Genomic DNA, 14567 nt, shown 5'->3' on the forward strand with positions numbered 1-14567 from the left:
GTTTTTCTCCCCGTATGGTGACGGGAGAAGAAGCTAACTCACCCCTCCGAACACCCGCTTGAAGATCGTGTCGACGTGCTTGGTGTGGTAGCCTAGGTCGAATTTCTCGCGGATTTGCGCCTCCGGCAGCGCGGCTGTCACTTCCTTGTCGGCCAGAAGTTCCTCAAGAAAATCAGCGCCTTGTTCCCACACCTTCATGGCGTTGCGCTGCACCAGCCGGTAGGATTCCTCGCGTGACAGGCCGGCCTGCGTCAGCGCCAGCATGACGCGTTGCGAATGCACAAGACCGCGAAACTTGTTCATGTTGTTCAGCATGTTCTCGGGATAGACGACCAGCTTGTCGACCACGCTGGTCAGGCGTGACAGCGCGAAATCGAGCGTCACGGTGGCGTCCGGGCCGATCATGCGCTCGACCGAGGAGTGCGAGATGTCGCGCTCGTGCCAGAGCGCCACGTTCTCCATCGCCGGCAGCGCCATGGAGCGCACCATGCGGGCAAGGCCGGTGAGGTTTTCGGTCAGCACCGGGTTGCGTTTGTGCGGCATCGCCGACGAGCCTTTCTGGCCCGGCGAAAAATACTCTTCCGCTTCCAGCACTTCGGTGCGCTGCAGATGCCGGACCTCGGTCGCCAGCCGCTCGATCGAGGAGGCGACGACGCCGAGGGTCGCGAAGAACATGGCGTGGCGGTCGCGCGGAATCACCTGCGTCGACACCGGTTCCGGCTTCAGTCCGAGCTTTGCCGCCACATGTTCTTCGACATAGGGCTCGATGTTGGCGAAGGTGCCGACCGCGCCCGAAATCGCACAGGTGGCAATGTCTTCGCGCGCGTGCACCAGCCGCTCGCGGCAGCGCGAGAATTCGGCATAGGCCTGCGCCAGCTTGATGCCGAAGGTCGTCGGCTCGGCATGAATGCCGTGGCTGCGGCCGATGGTGACGGTGTCCTTGTGCTCGAAGGCGCGGCGCTTGAGCGCTGCAAGCAACGTATCGATGTCGGCCAGCAAAATGTCGCTGGCGCGGGTGAGTTGCACAGCAAAGCAGGTGTCGAGCACGTCCGAAGACGTCATGCCCTGATGGATGAAGCGCGCGTCGGGCCCGACGAATTCGGCAAGATGGGTGAGGAAGGCGATAACGTCATGCTTGGTGACGCGCTCGATCGCGTCGATCTTCTCGACATCGAATTCGGCCGCGCTTCCCTTTTCCCAGATCGTTTTGGCCGCTTCCTTGGGGATGACACCCAGTTCGGCCAGCGCGTCGCAGGCATGGGCCTCGATTTCGAACCAGATGCGAAACCGGGTTTCGGGCGACCAGATGGCGACCATTTCCGGCCGGGAATAGCGAGGGATCATCGGTCATTCCTGATGTATCGGAGGGATCTGTCCGCGTCCTAACAGAGGCGGACCAAATGCTCAACGCTGCTGCCGTGCAAACCAGAAGCTGACGGCGAACAAGGCGATGAAACCAAGCGGGAAATAGAGCCGGATGCCCAGCACAACGAACTGGTAGGACGCCACCGCCATCGTGAAGGCGAGCTGAAAGCCCCAGGTGAGGGTGAATACGGGCGCATGCCATTCGGCATAATAGGAGCGGTATTGCAGGGCATACAGCAGGGCGGTGAGGCCGATCGTTGCGGCAGCAAGCCCTACGAATGTCGCCGCGAAGGCGACCTCCCGGCCCCTTCCGAGCGAAACCAGTCGTGCGGCAAACAGGCCAACCGGAAAGGCCAGGGCGCCGCCGACGGCAAACAGCAGGAACACGGTGCCGATCTTGCCCGGCGTCACCCAATTGTCCAGCACCAGGTTGACGAGTGCGCTGGCGCCCGTGGTGGCGGCCCACAGCAGGGCGCCGAGAAGCGCTGCACGCAGTGTCGGCATGGCATCGCGAAGGTGGTGCAGGGCGCGATTGCGCCTGACGGGTTGGACAAGCTCTGTCACAGGCGGCCGGTCACGGCGATCCAGCGAAAGTCCGGCCCTTCGAAGCCATACTGGCGCACCGCGATCAGCACCGCGTAAGCGCTGAGGCTGTCCATCGAGAACGTCTGCACTGCGCCGATGCGGTAGCCGTTCGGGCAGCCCCGGCTCTTGGGGATCGCTTTGTCCTCGTGCAGCAATTTGGTGGTGCCGCCATCCCGCGCCTCGATACGCAGCAGCCGGAAGCCATTGATCTCGCCCTGACTGGCGCAACCTTCGGTGTCATTCATGCCGATCTCGTCGAGCCGGAACTCGAGCGGCTGGTCGACAAGGGAGAAGATCGGCCGCGGATTGACCACTATGCGATGCGGATCGGCCGAAAGCTCGGTCACCGGGTTGGAGCCGGCGGTGATGCCGCGGTTGGCACTCAACTCGGCCTGGCTGACAATGGCCTCGCCCTTTTGCCGGGCCTGAAGGCGGGCAGCGTCGAGAGTTGCGTTCTCGTCGTCGAGCCGGATCCTGACCGGCGTGCCCTTGACAAAGCTGTCGTTGCTCGTGTCGATGTAATAGCGGTTGGCATAGGGAAAGCCCGACCCGTCCTGGATGCCGTACTCCTCGAAGGCGAACACGCCGCCATCCCGGGTGAAGCCCAGGATTTCGAGCTCCGCGACATCGCCGGCCTGGGCGATCGACGCCGCGAACTGCGTGGCCAGGCAAACGGCAAACAGGAAAAGCGTCCGCATTGTCATCGCTCCTTCGGCCTGATCGCTTCAATCCTAGCACGACGAGATCAAAACGTCGTGCGGACCAAGGCCGATGCATCCAAACCGCTCGTCATTTGTTATTGTCGGCAGTCCCATGGAGACCCACCCCAACGGAGAAGCTAACATGACCGACACCAGCAAAATTCGTGAGCACATGGAAGTCGTCGGCGCCGATGGCGTGCATATCGGCACCGTCGACAAGGTCGATGGCCAGCGCATCAAGCTGACCAAGGCCGACAGCGGCGAGGGGGCTCACAAGGGCCATCACCATTATATTTCCCTGGCCCTGGTTGCCGAGGTCGATGGCAAGAAGGTGTGGCTGTCCGCGAATTCCGATGTCGCGGTGACGTTCGAGGAAGAAAAATCCGATCCGGTTTGATCAAAGCTCTAGCCAGCCTAGTGACGTGACGACCAGACGGGAAACAGGTCGTTGTCGGCTGGCGTCGCTGCAAACACGCCACGGCTGATGGCGCGCGCCATAGTGGCGCCGGCGGCGGCGTAGAAGTCGATTGCCGCGTCGGCCGTCAGCTCGAGCCCGCTCTTGCCGGTGGCCAGCGCGAACACCAGATCCCCGTCGGCCGGCGTATGGGTCGGCCAGATGGCGCGCACGAAGCCGTCATGCGCCGAAATCGCCAGGCGTTTGGCGGCGGCCTTGGTGAGAACCGCGTCCGTGGCAATGACCGCGATCGTCGTGTTGCCGCCGCTGTCCATCTTCCGACCGTGATCCTTGTCGCGGTATTTCAGCAAAATCCGCTTCGCGTCCGCGGGCATCGGCGAGGGATAACCAAGCCCGCCTAATTCATCGCCGATTTCGAAGGGTGCCGCCCAGAAATGACGGGTGCGGCCGACGGTTACCGAGCCGGTCGGGTTGACGGCGGCCAGCGCGCCGATGGTGATCCCATTGTCCAGCAGTGTCGAGGCCGAACCCAGGCCACCCTTCAGCCCCGATGTCAGTGCACCCGTCCCCGCGCCCGCCGTGCCAAATTGGAAATCGACTGCGGCAGCCTGAACCGACTCGTAGCCGAGGTCGCGATAGGGGGGATAGCGGCCCCAGTCCTTGTCGCCGCCGTTGCGCAGGTCGAAGAGGATCGCCGCCGGTACGATCGGTACGCGGAAGCCGCCAACCTCGAAGCCGATGCCGCGTTCGCGCAATGCGGCCTGCACGCCGGAGGCAGCATCGAGGCCGAAAGCCGAACCGCCTGACAGCACCACGGCATGGATCGTCTCCACCAAATTGTGCGGTTCCAGCAGATCGGTCTCGCGGGTGCCAGGCGCGCCGCCAAGAATCTGGACTCCCGCGACCGCCGGCTCGTCGCAAAGGACCGTCGTCACGCCGGACTTCACCCTGGCGTCGGAAGCATTGCCAACGCGCAGGCCCATGACATCGGTGATGAGATTGCGTGGACCGGTGCGGAACATCAGTTGTTTTCCAAGGGCACGAAGCGGGTGCCGTCGAAGCGGAAGACACGGTAGAGACTCTGGCTGAGATCGCCCTTGTCGTCGAAGCGGACCGGTCCGATCGCCGTCGTGAAATCATGCCCGGTGAGTGCCTCGGCCAGCGGCCCGCCGGAGCCTGCTGCGTCCGAGGATGCCGCCTTGGCGATCTCGACCGCCGCATAGGCCGGCAGGGTGTAGCCGTCCGGCACGATCTTGTGCGCGGAGAAGCTTTCCAGCACTTTGGGATCCGCGACATCGGCCCATTCGGGTGGCGCGATCATCAGGGTGCCGGTCGCGTAAGGCACGTCGCCGGGTGGCGTGCGCAGGTTTTCGCCGCCGGCAAAGATGATGCCCGTCTGGAGCTGGGCGGCATCGCGCCCCATAATGGCGATGTCGTCGCCGTCGCCGCCGGCAAAGACATGCGTGGCGCCGGCCTTTTTCAACCGTCCCACCAGGCCGATCTGGTTGTCGAGCTGCGGCCGGAACGTGTCGACGAAGACCGGTTTCAGTGCCGCCTGCTCGGCAGCGGCACGAAATGTCTCCGCCATCTCACGGCCATAGATGGTGCCGTCGTCGATGATCGCGAACAGCTCGTTCTGCCATAGCCGGGTGAGGGTAGAGGCGACGGCGTTGCGCTCGTCGTCGCCGCGCGGGCCGAGGCGATAAACCGGCCAGCCGGTGTTGGCGCGTCGGTCGGTCAGGCTTTCGGTTCGCACACCAACGGTGATGACAGGAATATTGGCGTCCTTAAGGACAGGCATCGCCGCCTCGATCGCCTCCGTGCAGAGGAAGCCGATCACGACATTGACCTTGGCTGCCACGAATTCCCTGGCCGCCGCGGCGCCGCCGTCTCCGGTGCAAGCGTCATCAACGGTCTTGAGTTGGATGCCGTCCACCTCTGCCGCGACCCCGGCGCCAGCCTCGATCTGCTTGCCGAGTATGGCCGATGGTCCCGACAGGGGTGCTGCGACACCGATCGTGAGCGTCTGTGCGCTGGCGGCGCCGGCCATGAACAGCCAGGCCAGCGCTGCGGTAATAGTTGCCCCGGATCGCATGCTGCCGAAGAATCCTCCAAGCCGGCGACGTCGCGCAGGCGTCAAATTCCCGCCAAGACCTAAAGGCTGCCCGGCCTTGGTGCAACACGCGAATTCGGGATATGGGCCAAGCACTTCGCTTGTGGCATGTGATGTCTGGCCATATATGTCAGGTGAACAATGGCCATGGAATCTTCAAGTGCTGAAGAAGAACGATATTGGACCGCAAGCCTATCGCGACGCGATGAGCCATTTTGCCGGTCATGTCCATGTGGTGACCACCGACGGACCCGCCGGAAAGCGCGGGACGACGGTGATCGCGGCATGTTCTGTGTCGGATACGCCGCCGACCATCCTGGTCTGCCTCAATCGTGAAAATGCCAAGAATGAGCTGTTCGTGAAGAACGGCAAATTTGCCCTGAACACGCTGGCTTCGCACCAGGAGCCGCTGTCTATTGGATTTTCCGGCATGACTGGACTGCCGGTCGAAGAGCGCTTCGCGCTCGGCGAATGGGATGCGATTTCCACCGGCGCGCCGACGCTGAAGGGCGCGCTCGCCGTGTTCGACTGTGAACTGATCGACACCAAGGACCTGGCCACCCATCGTGTGCTTTTTGGCAAGGTGACAGGTCTGCGTATGGGCGATAATTTGCGGCCGCTGATCTATCACGCCCGCGGCTACCACATCCTGGAAAGTGGGGCCGCCGCACCCACGGAGAAGGAATGAGCGACTTGAACCCGCGCCCCGTGCCGCGGACGATCGACGAAACGCTCGATCTCCTGACCGGCGCGGACTACATCGCGGACCGGTCGCTGGCAACGGTGCTTTTCCTGTCTCTGCGCATGAGACGGCCGCTTTTCCTCGAAGGCGAGGCCGGCGTCGGCAAGACCGAGATCGCCAAGGTGTTGGCCGAGGCGCTTGGCCGCCGGCTGATCCGTCTGCAGTGTTATGAGGGGCTTGACGTCTCCTCCGCCGTTTATGAGTGGAATTACGCCGCGCAGATGATCGAAATCCGCATGGAAGAGGCCGCCGGCAAGGTCGACCGCTCCGCAATGGAGCGTAACGTTTTCTCCGAAAAGTACCTGATCCGCCGGCCGGTGCTCGATGCGCTGACCGGCAAGGCGGGCGCAGCCCCGGTTTTCCTGATCGACGAACTCGACCGCACCGACGAAGCCTTCGAAGCCTTCCTGCTCGAAATCCTCTCCGACTTCCAGGTGACTGTGCCTGAACTCGGCACGATCAAGGCGGAAGAGCCGCCGATCGTCATCATCACCACCAACCGCACCCGCGAAATCCACGATGCGCTGAAGCGGCGCTGCCTTTATCACTGGGTCGACTACCCCAATGCCGAGCGCGAACTGGAGATCGTGCGCCGCAAGGTGCCTCGGGCCAACCAGCGGCTTTCGGCCGAAGTGGTGTCCTTCATCCAGAAGCTGCGTCAGATCGAGCTGTTCAAGGTGCCGGGCGTCGCCGAAACCATCGACTGGGCCGGCGCGCTGACCGAACTCGACAAGGTGGCGCTCGATCCGGAGACCGTGTCCGACACGATCGGGGTGCTGCTGAAATACCAGGACGACATTGCCCGCATCGGCGCGGGCGAGGGCCGGCGCATCCTCGACGAGGTCAAGACCGAGCTCGCGGCGGCGGAGTAGGGTGGTGAAGGCGTCCCGACCCGACCCTGGAGAGGCGACGGCGGACGGCCGGATCGCCGACAACATCGTCTATTTCGCCCGCACCTTGCGCAAGGCCGGCATGCGCGTCGGGCCCGCTTCGGTCAAGGACGCGATCGAGGCGGTGCTCGTCGCCGGCATCGGCTCGCGTGATGACTTTTACTGGACCTTGCACGCCGTTCTGGTCTCGCGGCATGAGGATCATGCCACCTTCGACGAAGCTTTCCGGCTGTTCTGGAAATCGCGCGAATTGATCGAGAAGCTGCTGGCGATGTTTTCGCCGGTGGCGCCGGATGTCAGGCAGAAGCAGAAGCCGCGCGCGGCTGAAAATCGCGTCAGTCAGGCGATGTTCGAGGGTCATCAGAAAAACCAGACGCCTCAGGAAGTCCCTGAGATCGAGGTCGACGCCCGCTTCACCTTTTCCGGCAACGAGCTGTTGCGGGGCAAGGATTTCGCGCAGATGAACGCAGTCGAAATGGCTGACGCCAGGAAGGCGATCGCGGCGTTGCGGCTGCCTGTCGACATGGTGCGGACCAGACGCTTCAAGGCCGATGCGCATGGCCGCCGCATCGATCCACGCGCCATGATGCGCTCGGCGGCACGCACCGGCGGTGAATTGATCCTGCCGAAATTCCGCTCGGTCCGCGAAGTTCATCCGCCCCTGGTGGTACTGGCCGATATTTCCGGTTCGATGAGCCAATACACGCGCATCTTCCTGCATTTCCTGCATGCGCTGACGGAAAAGCGCCGGCGCGTGCACACTTTCGTTTTCGGAACACGGCTGACCAACCTGACCCGGCAGATGCGCCACCGCGATCCCGATGCCGCCCTTGCCGATTGCTCGGCGGCGGTCAAGGACTGGTCGGGTGGCACGCGCATCGGCGATACGCTAGCCGAGTTCAACCTTGTATGGTCGCGACGTGTGCTGGGACAGGGCGCGGTGGTGCTTCTGATCACCGACGGGCTGGAGCGCGACGATATAGGGGGCTTGGCGGAAGAAATGGAGCGGCTGCACAAATCCTGCCGACGGCTGATCTGGCTCAATCCGTTGTTGCGCTTCGATGGTTTTCAGGCGCGCGCCCGCGGCGTCAAGGCGATGCTGCCGCATGTCGACGAATTCCGCTCGGTCCATAATCTCGACGCGCTCGCCGATCTCTGCGCCTCGCTGGACAAGAAATCGGTTCGTTCCGTCGATCCACGGCGGTGGATGGATGCTGGCGCAAGGCGCGCCGCATAGCCATATATTTTCCGGCTTTTTGAAAAACAGACCCTGAGAGAAGCAACGATGAGTGACAGTCTTTATCTCGATGAGGCCCGCGACCCGCTGATCATCGCGGAAGCCTGGATGAAGGACGGCAAGGATGTCGCTGTCGCGACGGTGGTCGAGACCTGGGGTTCAGCGCCGCGCCCGGTCGGCAGCCACCTTGTCATCGATGCCGATGGCAATTTCCACGGCTCTGTTTCGGGCGGTTGCGTCGAGGGCGCTGTCGTGACCGAGGCGGTCGACGTGATCGGCTCCGGCAAGGCCAGGATGCTGGAGTTCGGTGTTGCCGATGAGACCGCCTGGCAAGTCGGCCTGTCCTGCGGCGGCCGCATCAAGGTTTATGTTGAGCGATTGGGCTGACCTGCGATGGATCCTTATGCGCTGAAGACGCTCAATGCCGAGCGGCGCGCCCGCCGCGCGGCGATCCTCGTCACCGATCTCGGCGATGGTCGCGACCGTATCGTGCGGGAGGGCGATCAGGTCGCCGGCGATCTCGGAGCGGCGATCACCAAGGCGTTTCGATCCGGCAATTCGGGGTCCGTCGAGGCGGAAGGGCGGACCTTCTTCCTCAATGCGCATCTGCCGCGGCCGCGTCTGGTGGTGATCGGCGCCGTGCATATCAGTCAGGCGCTCGCGCCTATGGCCCGGATCGCCGGCTATCCGTTGGAGATCATCGATCCGCGCACCGCGTTCGCCACATCGGACCGCTTTCCCGATGTCGCCTTGCATGCCGACTGGCCACAGGATGTGCTGGAACGCCAGCCGCTCGACGCTTACACCGCGCTGGCCGCCGTTACCCATGACCCGAAGATCGACGATTTCGCGCTGAAGGCGGCACTCGACGCCAACTGTTTCTATGTCGGAGCGCTCGGCAGCCGAAAGACGCATGCCAAGCGCGTCGAGCGCCTGCTGTCGCTGGGCGCGAGTGCAGACCAGATCGCGCGTATCCACGCGCCGATCGGGCTCGACATCGGGGCGGCAAGCCCCGCCGAGATCGCCGTCGCCATTCTCGCGCAGACCATTCTTGCCTTCCGCTCACGGGGCCTCGATGCGAAGGGCGCGGCGGCGTGAAATTCGGTCCGATCCCGATCGACGCGGCCGAAGGGGCGGTGCTGGCGCATGCCACTGCGGCCGCCGAAAAGCGATTTCGCAAGGCGCACAGGCTGAGCGCCGAAGATATCTCCATGCTCAAGGGGGCAGGTGTTTCGCAGGTCGTTGCTGCCGTGCTGGCGCCGGATGATCTCGGCGAGGACGCCGCGGCGCAAAAAATTGCCGAAAGCATGACCTTAGGCGGCATCGAGGCGAAGCCCGCCGCCACCGGCCGGGTCAATCTCCACGCCAAGGCGGCTGGCATCTTCACCGTCAGTGAAGCTGTCATCGATGCCATCAATGCCGTCGATCCTGCCATCACCATCGCGACGCTGGCCCAGCACGCGCCGGTCGAAAAGGGCCAGATGGTCGCGACGGTGAAGATCATCCCCTTCGCGGTCTCTTCCTCGTTGGTGGCCGCCGTGGCGGAGATCTGCGCCAGCGGCGAAGTTTTTGCCGTCAACGCCTATCGGTCGATGCGTGTCGGCGTCATCCAGACGGTGCTGCCGGGCACCAAACCGACCGTGCTCGACAAGACGTTGCGTGTCACCGAAGCCCGGCTGGCGCGCTCCGGCGGCTGGCTGACGGCGGAGCGCCGTACGCCGCATGAGATTGCCCCTGTCGCGGAGGCCGCCATCGCGCTTGCGCGCGACAACGATATGGTGGTGATCTTCGGGGCTTCCGCCATGAGCGATTTCGCCGACGTCGTTCCGGCGGCGATCGAGAGGGCGGGCGGTACCGTCATCCGCGCGGGCATGCCGGTCGATCCCGGCAATCTGCTGGTGCTCGGCACACTCGGCGGCAAGCGCATCATCGGCGCGCCTGGCTGCGCCCGCAGCCCCAAGGAGAACGGCTTCGACTGGGTGCTCGATCGATTGATTGCCGGTCTGGACGTTACCGCGCGCGACATTGCCGGCATGGGCGTCGGCGGCCTGCTGATGGAGATACCGACGCGGCCGCAGCCGCGCGAGCCGCAGCCGCCCAAAAGTCGGCTCAAGGTCGGGATCGTGCTTCTGGCGGCGGGCCGGTCGAGCCGCATGGGCGGGCCGAACAAGCTGATGGCGCTGTTCGACGGCCAGCCGCTGGTGCGCCGCACCGCCGAACGCGCGCTCGCCTCGAAGGCTTCGGGCACGATCGTCGTCACCGGTCATCAGCGCGAGCGGGTGCGCGGGGCATTGTCAGGTCTGGACGTCACCTTCGCCGACAATCCCGATTTTGCCGATGGTCTGTCGACCTCGCTTAAGGCCGGCACTGCCTATCTGCCCGAAGACGCCGCTGGTGCGATGATCGTTCTGGGAGACATGCCGGGTGTCGCATCCGACGACCTCGACAGGCTTATCGATGTCTTCCGCAGGGCCGGCGGCAACTCGGTAATCCGTGCCACGCACCAAGGCAAACGCGGCAACCCGGTGCTTTTGCCGCGCTCGTTATTCGCGGCAATCGCCCATCTCGAAGGCGACACCGGCGCTCGCCATCTGGTCGAGGCCGAAGGGCTCGATGTCATCGATGTCGAGATCGGCGAGGGCGCGTCCGTCGATGTCGACACCCGAGAGGCACTGGAAGGCGCTGGCGGCGTGCTGCAGGATTGACAAACAGAGGCGGCATTAGCATGCCTGCGGTATGGCTATTCGTACCGTCGCGTGCCGCGCTTTCCTCACGGCAATGCTTTTCTTGTTTGGCTCGGCCGCCAGCGCCGACACGTTGTCCCTGAAACCCTTCAAGGACGATCTCTTCGCCTATCCGGCGACGCTCTCGTCCGACAGCAACGGCGCGTACACGGTCCTCGACTACCGTGAGATGCGCGACATCAACCAGCGCGACGAGGTGCCGGAAAAGCGCGTGCATACCCCGTACACCGACACCGGCGTACGCAAGGTGCAGCAGGATCTGATGTTGAAGACCGACGCCGGCGATGTCAGGCATGTCGCCGTCGGCAAGACGCAAGGAGCCACCGTCATCGTGCTTTACCTGCATGGGCAGGGCGGCAGCCGCAAGCAAGGCATCGACGATTTCACCTTCGGTGGCAATTTCAACCGGCTCAAGAACCTGATGGCCGGCAATGGCGGGCTCTATATTTCTCCGGATTTTCCTGATTTCGGCGACAAGGGCGCAGCACTGGTCGCGGCCCTGATCGACCATTATGCCGAACAGTCTCCGGACGCGAAAATCTTCGTCGCCTGCGGCTCGATGGGCGGCGCGCTGTGCTGGAAACTTGCAGCACGCGAGGATACTGGTGGCCGCGTGAATGGACTGTTGCTGCTCGGATCGTTGTGGGACGAGGGCTTTCTTGCAAGTCCCGCCTTCAAGCGTCGCGTGCCGGTGTTCTTCGGCCAGGGCAGCCATGACGTGGTCTTTCCCGTGGCCAACCAGGAAGTGTTTTTCCGCTCTATCCTTGCGAAATCCAAAAACTATCCGACCCGCTTCGTCCGCTTCGAGACCGGCACGCACGGCACGCCGATCCGCATGGTAGACTGGCGCGGCACGCTCAACTGGATGCTGTCGAAGGCACCCTAAGCCTGATGCGCTAGAGGATCTAAGGCGCGGTGTTGTAGTCGACGATCGTCTGCGGGTTCTCCTCGCCGTCATAGGACGCGTCGACGTCATACTGGACCAGCGAGAAATCGCCGTTGCGGAACAGATAGGTCCCGGCATCCGAAGCATCGCCGACGCCGCGCCATTTGTTGAACGTGGTGATGGTGTGAGCGTCCTGGTCATAGTCGGAATTGACAGCCCACCCTGTGGTGCGGAAGCCGATCACCGTTACACTCAACAGCTTGCCGTCGCTGTCGTTGTTCTCGTAGCGTATATCGGTCTCCGGCTCGGCGAACTGCAATTGCCTGACACCGTCCACCTCGTCGGTCATGTAATAGACCGAGCTTTCATTGTAGGCGGCGGCCGAGCAGGAAAAGTGGAACAGCCGGGTCTCCTTGTCAGGATCGTTCGGCTGAGCATTCCTGTCCTTGTATTTGATCGAAAAGACCTCCGGCTCATTGGCCAGACGGTCCTTGTCGCATTGGTCGCCATAGGTCGCCAGAAAGGCCTTCTTGGCCTGTTCCAGTGCGGTGTCCTTTTTGGGCGGCGGCGGGCCGTCGCCGCAGCTTGGCGGCAACGCCTCGTCGAAGTCGGCGGTGGAGGGCTTCAGCACCCCTTTGTCGATGAAAATAGGCTGGAACGGCGGCGCCTGGATTTGGGCGTTGACCTGGCGCAGCGTATAGCAGCCGGCAAAAACCTTCGCCTCGCCCTTCTTGTCGATTGCCTGGATAGCGACCGGGACGTTGTAATAGATGCTGCCCGCCGCGCCCTCGTCCGAAATCGGACCGGTCTTGACCTCCACCTTGTCCGTGCCGTCATAGCCTTTGACGAATGTATCGAAATCCTTTGCCGGCTTTGTATCGCCGTAGTAGCCCCAAGCGCGGGCGAATTCATGCCGGTTGATGGCGCTGTAGAGTGAATGCACGACCGCATCCGCGCTCGACCGATCGTCGACGTAAGGCGCTTCGGGTGTGTTGGCTGCGGCCAATGCCGCGTGGCCTGTCGTGGCAAGGGAGAGAAGGGCAGTCGCTGCGAAAAGGGCGCGTCTCATCGGGAATCTCCGCTCGATAACGAAGATTCTACCACAGCGATTGCGGCGACGTGGTGACGCCATGCGGCCGCCGCTTGAAGAATCGCGCCTGAGAGCGCTACGTCCTCCCGCCGGCGTTCCTGCCGGACAGGAGATCCGACGTGACGATATCGATGTATGAGGCATCCGTGCCCGTGTTTTCAGCCAGGCTGAAAGCACTTTCCAGTGTGCTGGCTGCAGCCGAACAGAATGCGCTTGACCGAAAGATCGACCCGCAGGTGTTTTTGACGGCGCGGCTGGCGCCCGACATGTTCGCACTCGCCAGGCAGGTACAGATCGCAACCGACCATGCCAAGGGCGCGCCTTCACGGCTGGCCGGCCGCGAAGTGCCTAAATATGAGGACAATGAAGCAAGCTTCGCCGATCTCGAAGCGAGGCTCGCCAAGACGGTCGCCTATTTGGCGACTTTTTCCGCGGCCGATATCGACGGGTCGGATGACAGGATGATCGAACTGAAGCTGGGCGGGCGGGAAACGACGCTGAGCGGCATGCAATATCTGCTGCATGTGGCCATGCCCAATTTCTATTTCCACCTGACCACCGCCTACGACATCCTGCGGCACAATGGCGTGCCGCTGGGCAAGGCGACATTCCTCGGATCGCGTTGAGAAATCAGACTTTGAGATGTCCCGGGTCGATCCGGGACATCTCGCAAGCTGCTTAGCGGATGGACATTTCGCGGGCGATGCGTGGGAAATCGGCGGGCTTGATGCCGATGTCGACGCGCTCGGCATTGCTCATCGAATAAAGGAGCGCGAGCGCCGCGCGATATCGCAGATGTTCCTGCGGGCGCGGCCGGGCGAACATTTCCGTGAAGAAACCCATGATTCAGGCTCCTGATTGGTCCTCCACATCAGGCAATATAGGTGAATCGTGAAGATTGTGCAGTGCAGCATATGCATGCCTGCCATGTCCGGATGGTTTTCGATGAAATTTTTGCAGCAAGGTGAAACTCTTGCGCAGCCCCAAACGTAGGCTTTGAAGCTGGTACATGGCCAGTTTTCCTCGCCACTCCTGGCGAAATTCCGGACTGCATGAATATGCAGTCCGGCTTTTTGCCTGCGCTTCCGGCAACGATTCCCTGACCGGAAATGAGTTAAGATCGGCGCTATTTATTTTTAACGAGCCGCTTCTATGGTGTGGAACTCGAACTGTCGGGCATAGGGGAGGCTGACATCGCTACCGGCGCCAAGCGGGATTTTGCGTCACTGCTCGACGACCTCTTCGTTGCGACCGACAAGGGCAACGGCAGTGAGGGCGCAGAGACCGGCGCGCTCCCATCCATCCCGTTCGACTATCTCTCGGTCGCCGATGAACTCCATTCCGGCCGCATCAAGGTATCCGCTGCGGAATATCGCGAGGCCGGCGCTGATCTGGCCAGCGAATTTGCCGCCGTGCTTGAACAGGCAAGGTTGGCGCTGGCTGGCGAAGAGCCGAAGCCGGAAGAGACATTGCCGCCAATCGATCCTGAATCGATTGCGGTCGAACTGGGACTGGAGCAGTCCAAGAGCGCCGCCGACTTCGGCCGCATGCGCCGCAGCTTTGCTTTCGCCAACCATCCCGATCGCGTCGCCCCGCATTTGCGCCAGCGCGCCATGATCCGCATGCAGGTGGCCAACATGCTGATCGACGAGGCCAAGCGCCGCGCCGTGGCCGCCGCACGACGCTAACCACGCTCTGCTCACGCAAAAGTCGGCCTGGCAAGGCTTGGAGAGCGCCTCCGCTTTTCCTATAAGATGCGAACTCCTCCCCGCGCAGCCGCGCATACATGCCCTCCGGAG

18 protein-coding genes are annotated in these 14567 nt (G+C 62.9%); 10 read left to right on the plus strand and 8 right to left on the minus strand.

Translation table 11 applies throughout. The features are described from left to right. Positions 1–33: 33 nt before the first annotated feature. The 3 genes from purB to AC3CB8_RS18385 are packed head-to-tail and all read right to left on the minus strand — an operon-like array spanning position 34 to position 2648. The gene (purB, locus tag AC3CB8_RS18375) at positions 34–1344 is read right to left on the minus strand and encodes an adenylosuccinate lyase (protein ID WP_352563133.1); all 1311 of its coding nucleotides are present in this window, start codon (positions 1342–1344) and stop codon (positions 34–36) included. A gap of 60 nt (positions 1345–1404) precedes the next feature. Then, positions 1405–1869 (minus strand): hypothetical protein, encoded by a 465-nt coding sequence (locus AC3CB8_RS18380; RefSeq protein WP_023783875.1) that lies wholly within the window; start codon positions 1867–1869, stop codon positions 1405–1407. A gap of 56 nt (positions 1870–1925) precedes the next feature. Continuing rightward, positions 1926–2648, minus strand: a complete 723-nt coding sequence (locus tag AC3CB8_RS18385; protein WP_023783876.1) for a DUF2259 domain-containing protein — start codon at positions 2646–2648, stop codon at positions 1926–1928. A gap of 145 nt (positions 2649–2793) precedes the next feature. On the opposite strand from AC3CB8_RS18385, the gene AC3CB8_RS18390 reads away from it, so the two are divergent. Continuing rightward, on the plus strand, positions 2794–3048 hold the full coding sequence (locus tag AC3CB8_RS18390; RefSeq protein WP_023773164.1) for a DUF2171 domain-containing protein: 255 nt from the start codon (positions 2794–2796) through the stop codon (positions 3046–3048). A 17-nt stretch (positions 3049–3065) separates the two neighbouring features. On the opposite strand, the gene AC3CB8_RS18395 is transcribed toward AC3CB8_RS18390, so the two are convergent. Then, entirely contained in the window at positions 3066–4088 is a 1023-nt protein-coding gene (locus AC3CB8_RS18395) for a P1 family peptidase (protein WP_352563134.1), read from the minus strand. Beyond that, entirely contained in the window at positions 4088–5161 is a 1074-nt protein-coding gene (locus AC3CB8_RS18400; protein WP_352563135.1) for a branched-chain amino acid ABC transporter substrate-binding protein, read from the minus strand. Before AC3CB8_RS18400 ends, AC3CB8_RS18395 begins: the two co-directional genes overlap by 1 nt. A gap of 178 nt (positions 5162–5339) precedes the next feature. Here AC3CB8_RS18400 and AC3CB8_RS18405 point away from each other — a divergent pair, with 178 nt between their 5' ends. From AC3CB8_RS18405 to AC3CB8_RS18435, 7 genes are all read left to right on the plus strand, one after another. Next, the gene (locus AC3CB8_RS18405; protein ID WP_023773161.1) at positions 5340–5867 is read left to right on the plus strand and encodes a flavin reductase; all 528 of its coding nucleotides are present in this window, start codon (positions 5340–5342) and stop codon (positions 5865–5867) included. Beyond that, the gene (locus AC3CB8_RS18410) at positions 5864–6793 is read left to right on the plus strand and encodes an AAA family ATPase (RefSeq protein ID WP_023795101.1); all 930 of its coding nucleotides are present in this window, start codon (positions 5864–5866) and stop codon (positions 6791–6793) included. Before AC3CB8_RS18405 ends, AC3CB8_RS18410 begins: the two co-directional genes overlap by 4 nt. A 4-nt stretch (positions 6794–6797) precedes the next feature. Then, positions 6798–8048: a vWA domain-containing protein gene (locus tag AC3CB8_RS18415; protein WP_352563136.1), complete on the plus strand. Its 1251-nt coding sequence runs from the start codon at positions 6798–6800 to the stop codon at positions 8046–8048. A gap of 48 nt (positions 8049–8096) precedes the next feature. Beyond that, a complete protein-coding gene (locus AC3CB8_RS18420; protein WP_015318120.1) occupies positions 8097–8435 on the plus strand; it encodes an XdhC family protein in 339 nt (112 codons plus the stop codon). 6 nt (positions 8436–8441) lie between these two features. Next, the gene (locus AC3CB8_RS18425; RefSeq protein WP_352563137.1) at positions 8442–9146 is read left to right on the plus strand and encodes an XdhC family protein; all 705 of its coding nucleotides are present in this window, start codon (positions 8442–8444) and stop codon (positions 9144–9146) included. Next, a complete protein-coding gene (locus AC3CB8_RS18430; RefSeq protein WP_352563138.1) occupies positions 9143–10753 on the plus strand; it encodes an NTP transferase domain-containing protein in 1611 nt (536 codons plus the stop codon). Before AC3CB8_RS18425 ends, AC3CB8_RS18430 begins: the two co-directional genes overlap by 4 nt. 73 nt (positions 10754–10826) lie before the next feature. After that, entirely contained in the window at positions 10827–11678 is an 852-nt protein-coding gene (locus AC3CB8_RS18435; RefSeq protein WP_032924301.1) for an alpha/beta hydrolase family protein, read from the plus strand. A gap of 19 nt (positions 11679–11697) precedes the next feature. On the opposite strand, the gene AC3CB8_RS18440 is transcribed toward AC3CB8_RS18435, so the two are convergent. Next, positions 11698–12747 carry a DUF1176 domain-containing protein gene (locus AC3CB8_RS18440; protein ID WP_352563140.1) on the minus strand — a complete coding sequence of 350 codons (1050 nt, stop codon included), beginning with the start codon at positions 12745–12747 and terminating at the stop codon, positions 11698–11700. Between the two features lie 140 nt (positions 12748–12887). Here AC3CB8_RS18440 and AC3CB8_RS18445 point away from each other — a divergent pair, with 140 nt between their 5' ends. Beyond that, complete coding sequence (locus tag AC3CB8_RS18445) at positions 12888–13394, plus strand: DUF1993 domain-containing protein (protein WP_015318115.1); 507 nt, start codon at positions 12888–12890, stop codon at positions 13392–13394. A gap of 52 nt (positions 13395–13446) precedes the next feature. Here the strand turns inward: AC3CB8_RS18445 and AC3CB8_RS18450 are convergent, their stop codons facing one another. Both AC3CB8_RS18450 and AC3CB8_RS18455 read right to left on the minus strand, forming a co-directional pair. After that, the gene (locus AC3CB8_RS18450; protein WP_023773154.1) at positions 13447–13611 is read right to left on the minus strand and encodes a hypothetical protein; all 165 of its coding nucleotides are present in this window, start codon (positions 13609–13611) and stop codon (positions 13447–13449) included. 3 nt (positions 13612–13614) lie between these two features. Then, a complete protein-coding gene (locus AC3CB8_RS18455) occupies positions 13615–13779 on the minus strand; it encodes a hypothetical protein (protein ID WP_352661505.1) in 165 nt (54 codons plus the stop codon). Between the two features lie 215 nt (positions 13780–13994). Between AC3CB8_RS18455 and AC3CB8_RS18460 the strand changes: the two genes are divergently transcribed. Next, positions 13995–14456, plus strand: a complete 462-nt coding sequence (locus AC3CB8_RS18460; protein ID WP_352563184.1) for a hypothetical protein — start codon at positions 13995–13997, stop codon at positions 14454–14456. Positions 14457–14567: the final 111 nt, after the last annotated feature.

The organism is Mesorhizobium sp. P160927 (assembly GCF_057766385.1).

Coding starts and splice junctions, on each gene's coding strand:
- purB (WP_352563133.1), bottom strand. CDS start 1,344: ATGATCCCTCGCTATTCCCGGCCGGAAATGGTCGCCATCTGGTCGCCC.
- AC3CB8_RS18380 (WP_023783875.1), bottom strand. CDS start 1,869: ATGCCGACACTGCGTGCAGCGCTTCTCGGCGCCCTGCTGTGGGCCGCC.
- AC3CB8_RS18385 (WP_023783876.1), bottom strand. CDS start 2,648: ATGCGGACGCTTTTCCTGTTTGCCGTTTGCCTGGCCACGCAGTTCGCG.
- AC3CB8_RS18390 (WP_023773164.1), top strand. CDS start 2,794: ATGACCGACACCAGCAAAATTCGTGAGCACATGGAAGTCGTCGGCGCC.
- AC3CB8_RS18395 (WP_352563134.1), bottom strand. CDS start 4,088: ATGTTCCGCACCGGTCCACGCAATCTCATCACCGATGTCATGGGCCTG.
- AC3CB8_RS18400 (WP_352563135.1), bottom strand. CDS start 5,161: ATGCGATCCGGGGCAACTATTACCGCAGCGCTGGCCTGGCTGTTCATG.
- AC3CB8_RS18410 (WP_023795101.1), top strand. CDS start 5,864: ATGAGCGACTTGAACCCGCGCCCCGTGCCGCGGACGATCGACGAAACG.
- AC3CB8_RS18420 (WP_015318120.1), top strand. CDS start 8,097: ATGAGTGACAGTCTTTATCTCGATGAGGCCCGCGACCCGCTGATCATC.
- AC3CB8_RS18425 (WP_352563137.1), top strand. CDS start 8,442: ATGGATCCTTATGCGCTGAAGACGCTCAATGCCGAGCGGCGCGCCCGC.
- AC3CB8_RS18435 (WP_032924301.1), top strand. CDS start 10,827: ATGCTTTTCTTGTTTGGCTCGGCCGCCAGCGCCGACACGTTGTCCCTG.
- AC3CB8_RS18440 (WP_352563140.1), bottom strand. CDS start 12,747: ATGAGACGCGCCCTTTTCGCAGCGACTGCCCTTCTCTCCCTTGCCACG.
- AC3CB8_RS18450 (WP_023773154.1), bottom strand. CDS start 13,611: ATGGGTTTCTTCACGGAAATGTTCGCCCGGCCGCGCCCGCAGGAACAT.
- AC3CB8_RS18455 (WP_352661505.1), bottom strand. CDS start 13,779: ATGTACCAGCTTCAAAGCCTACGTTTGGGGCTGCGCAAGAGTTTCACC.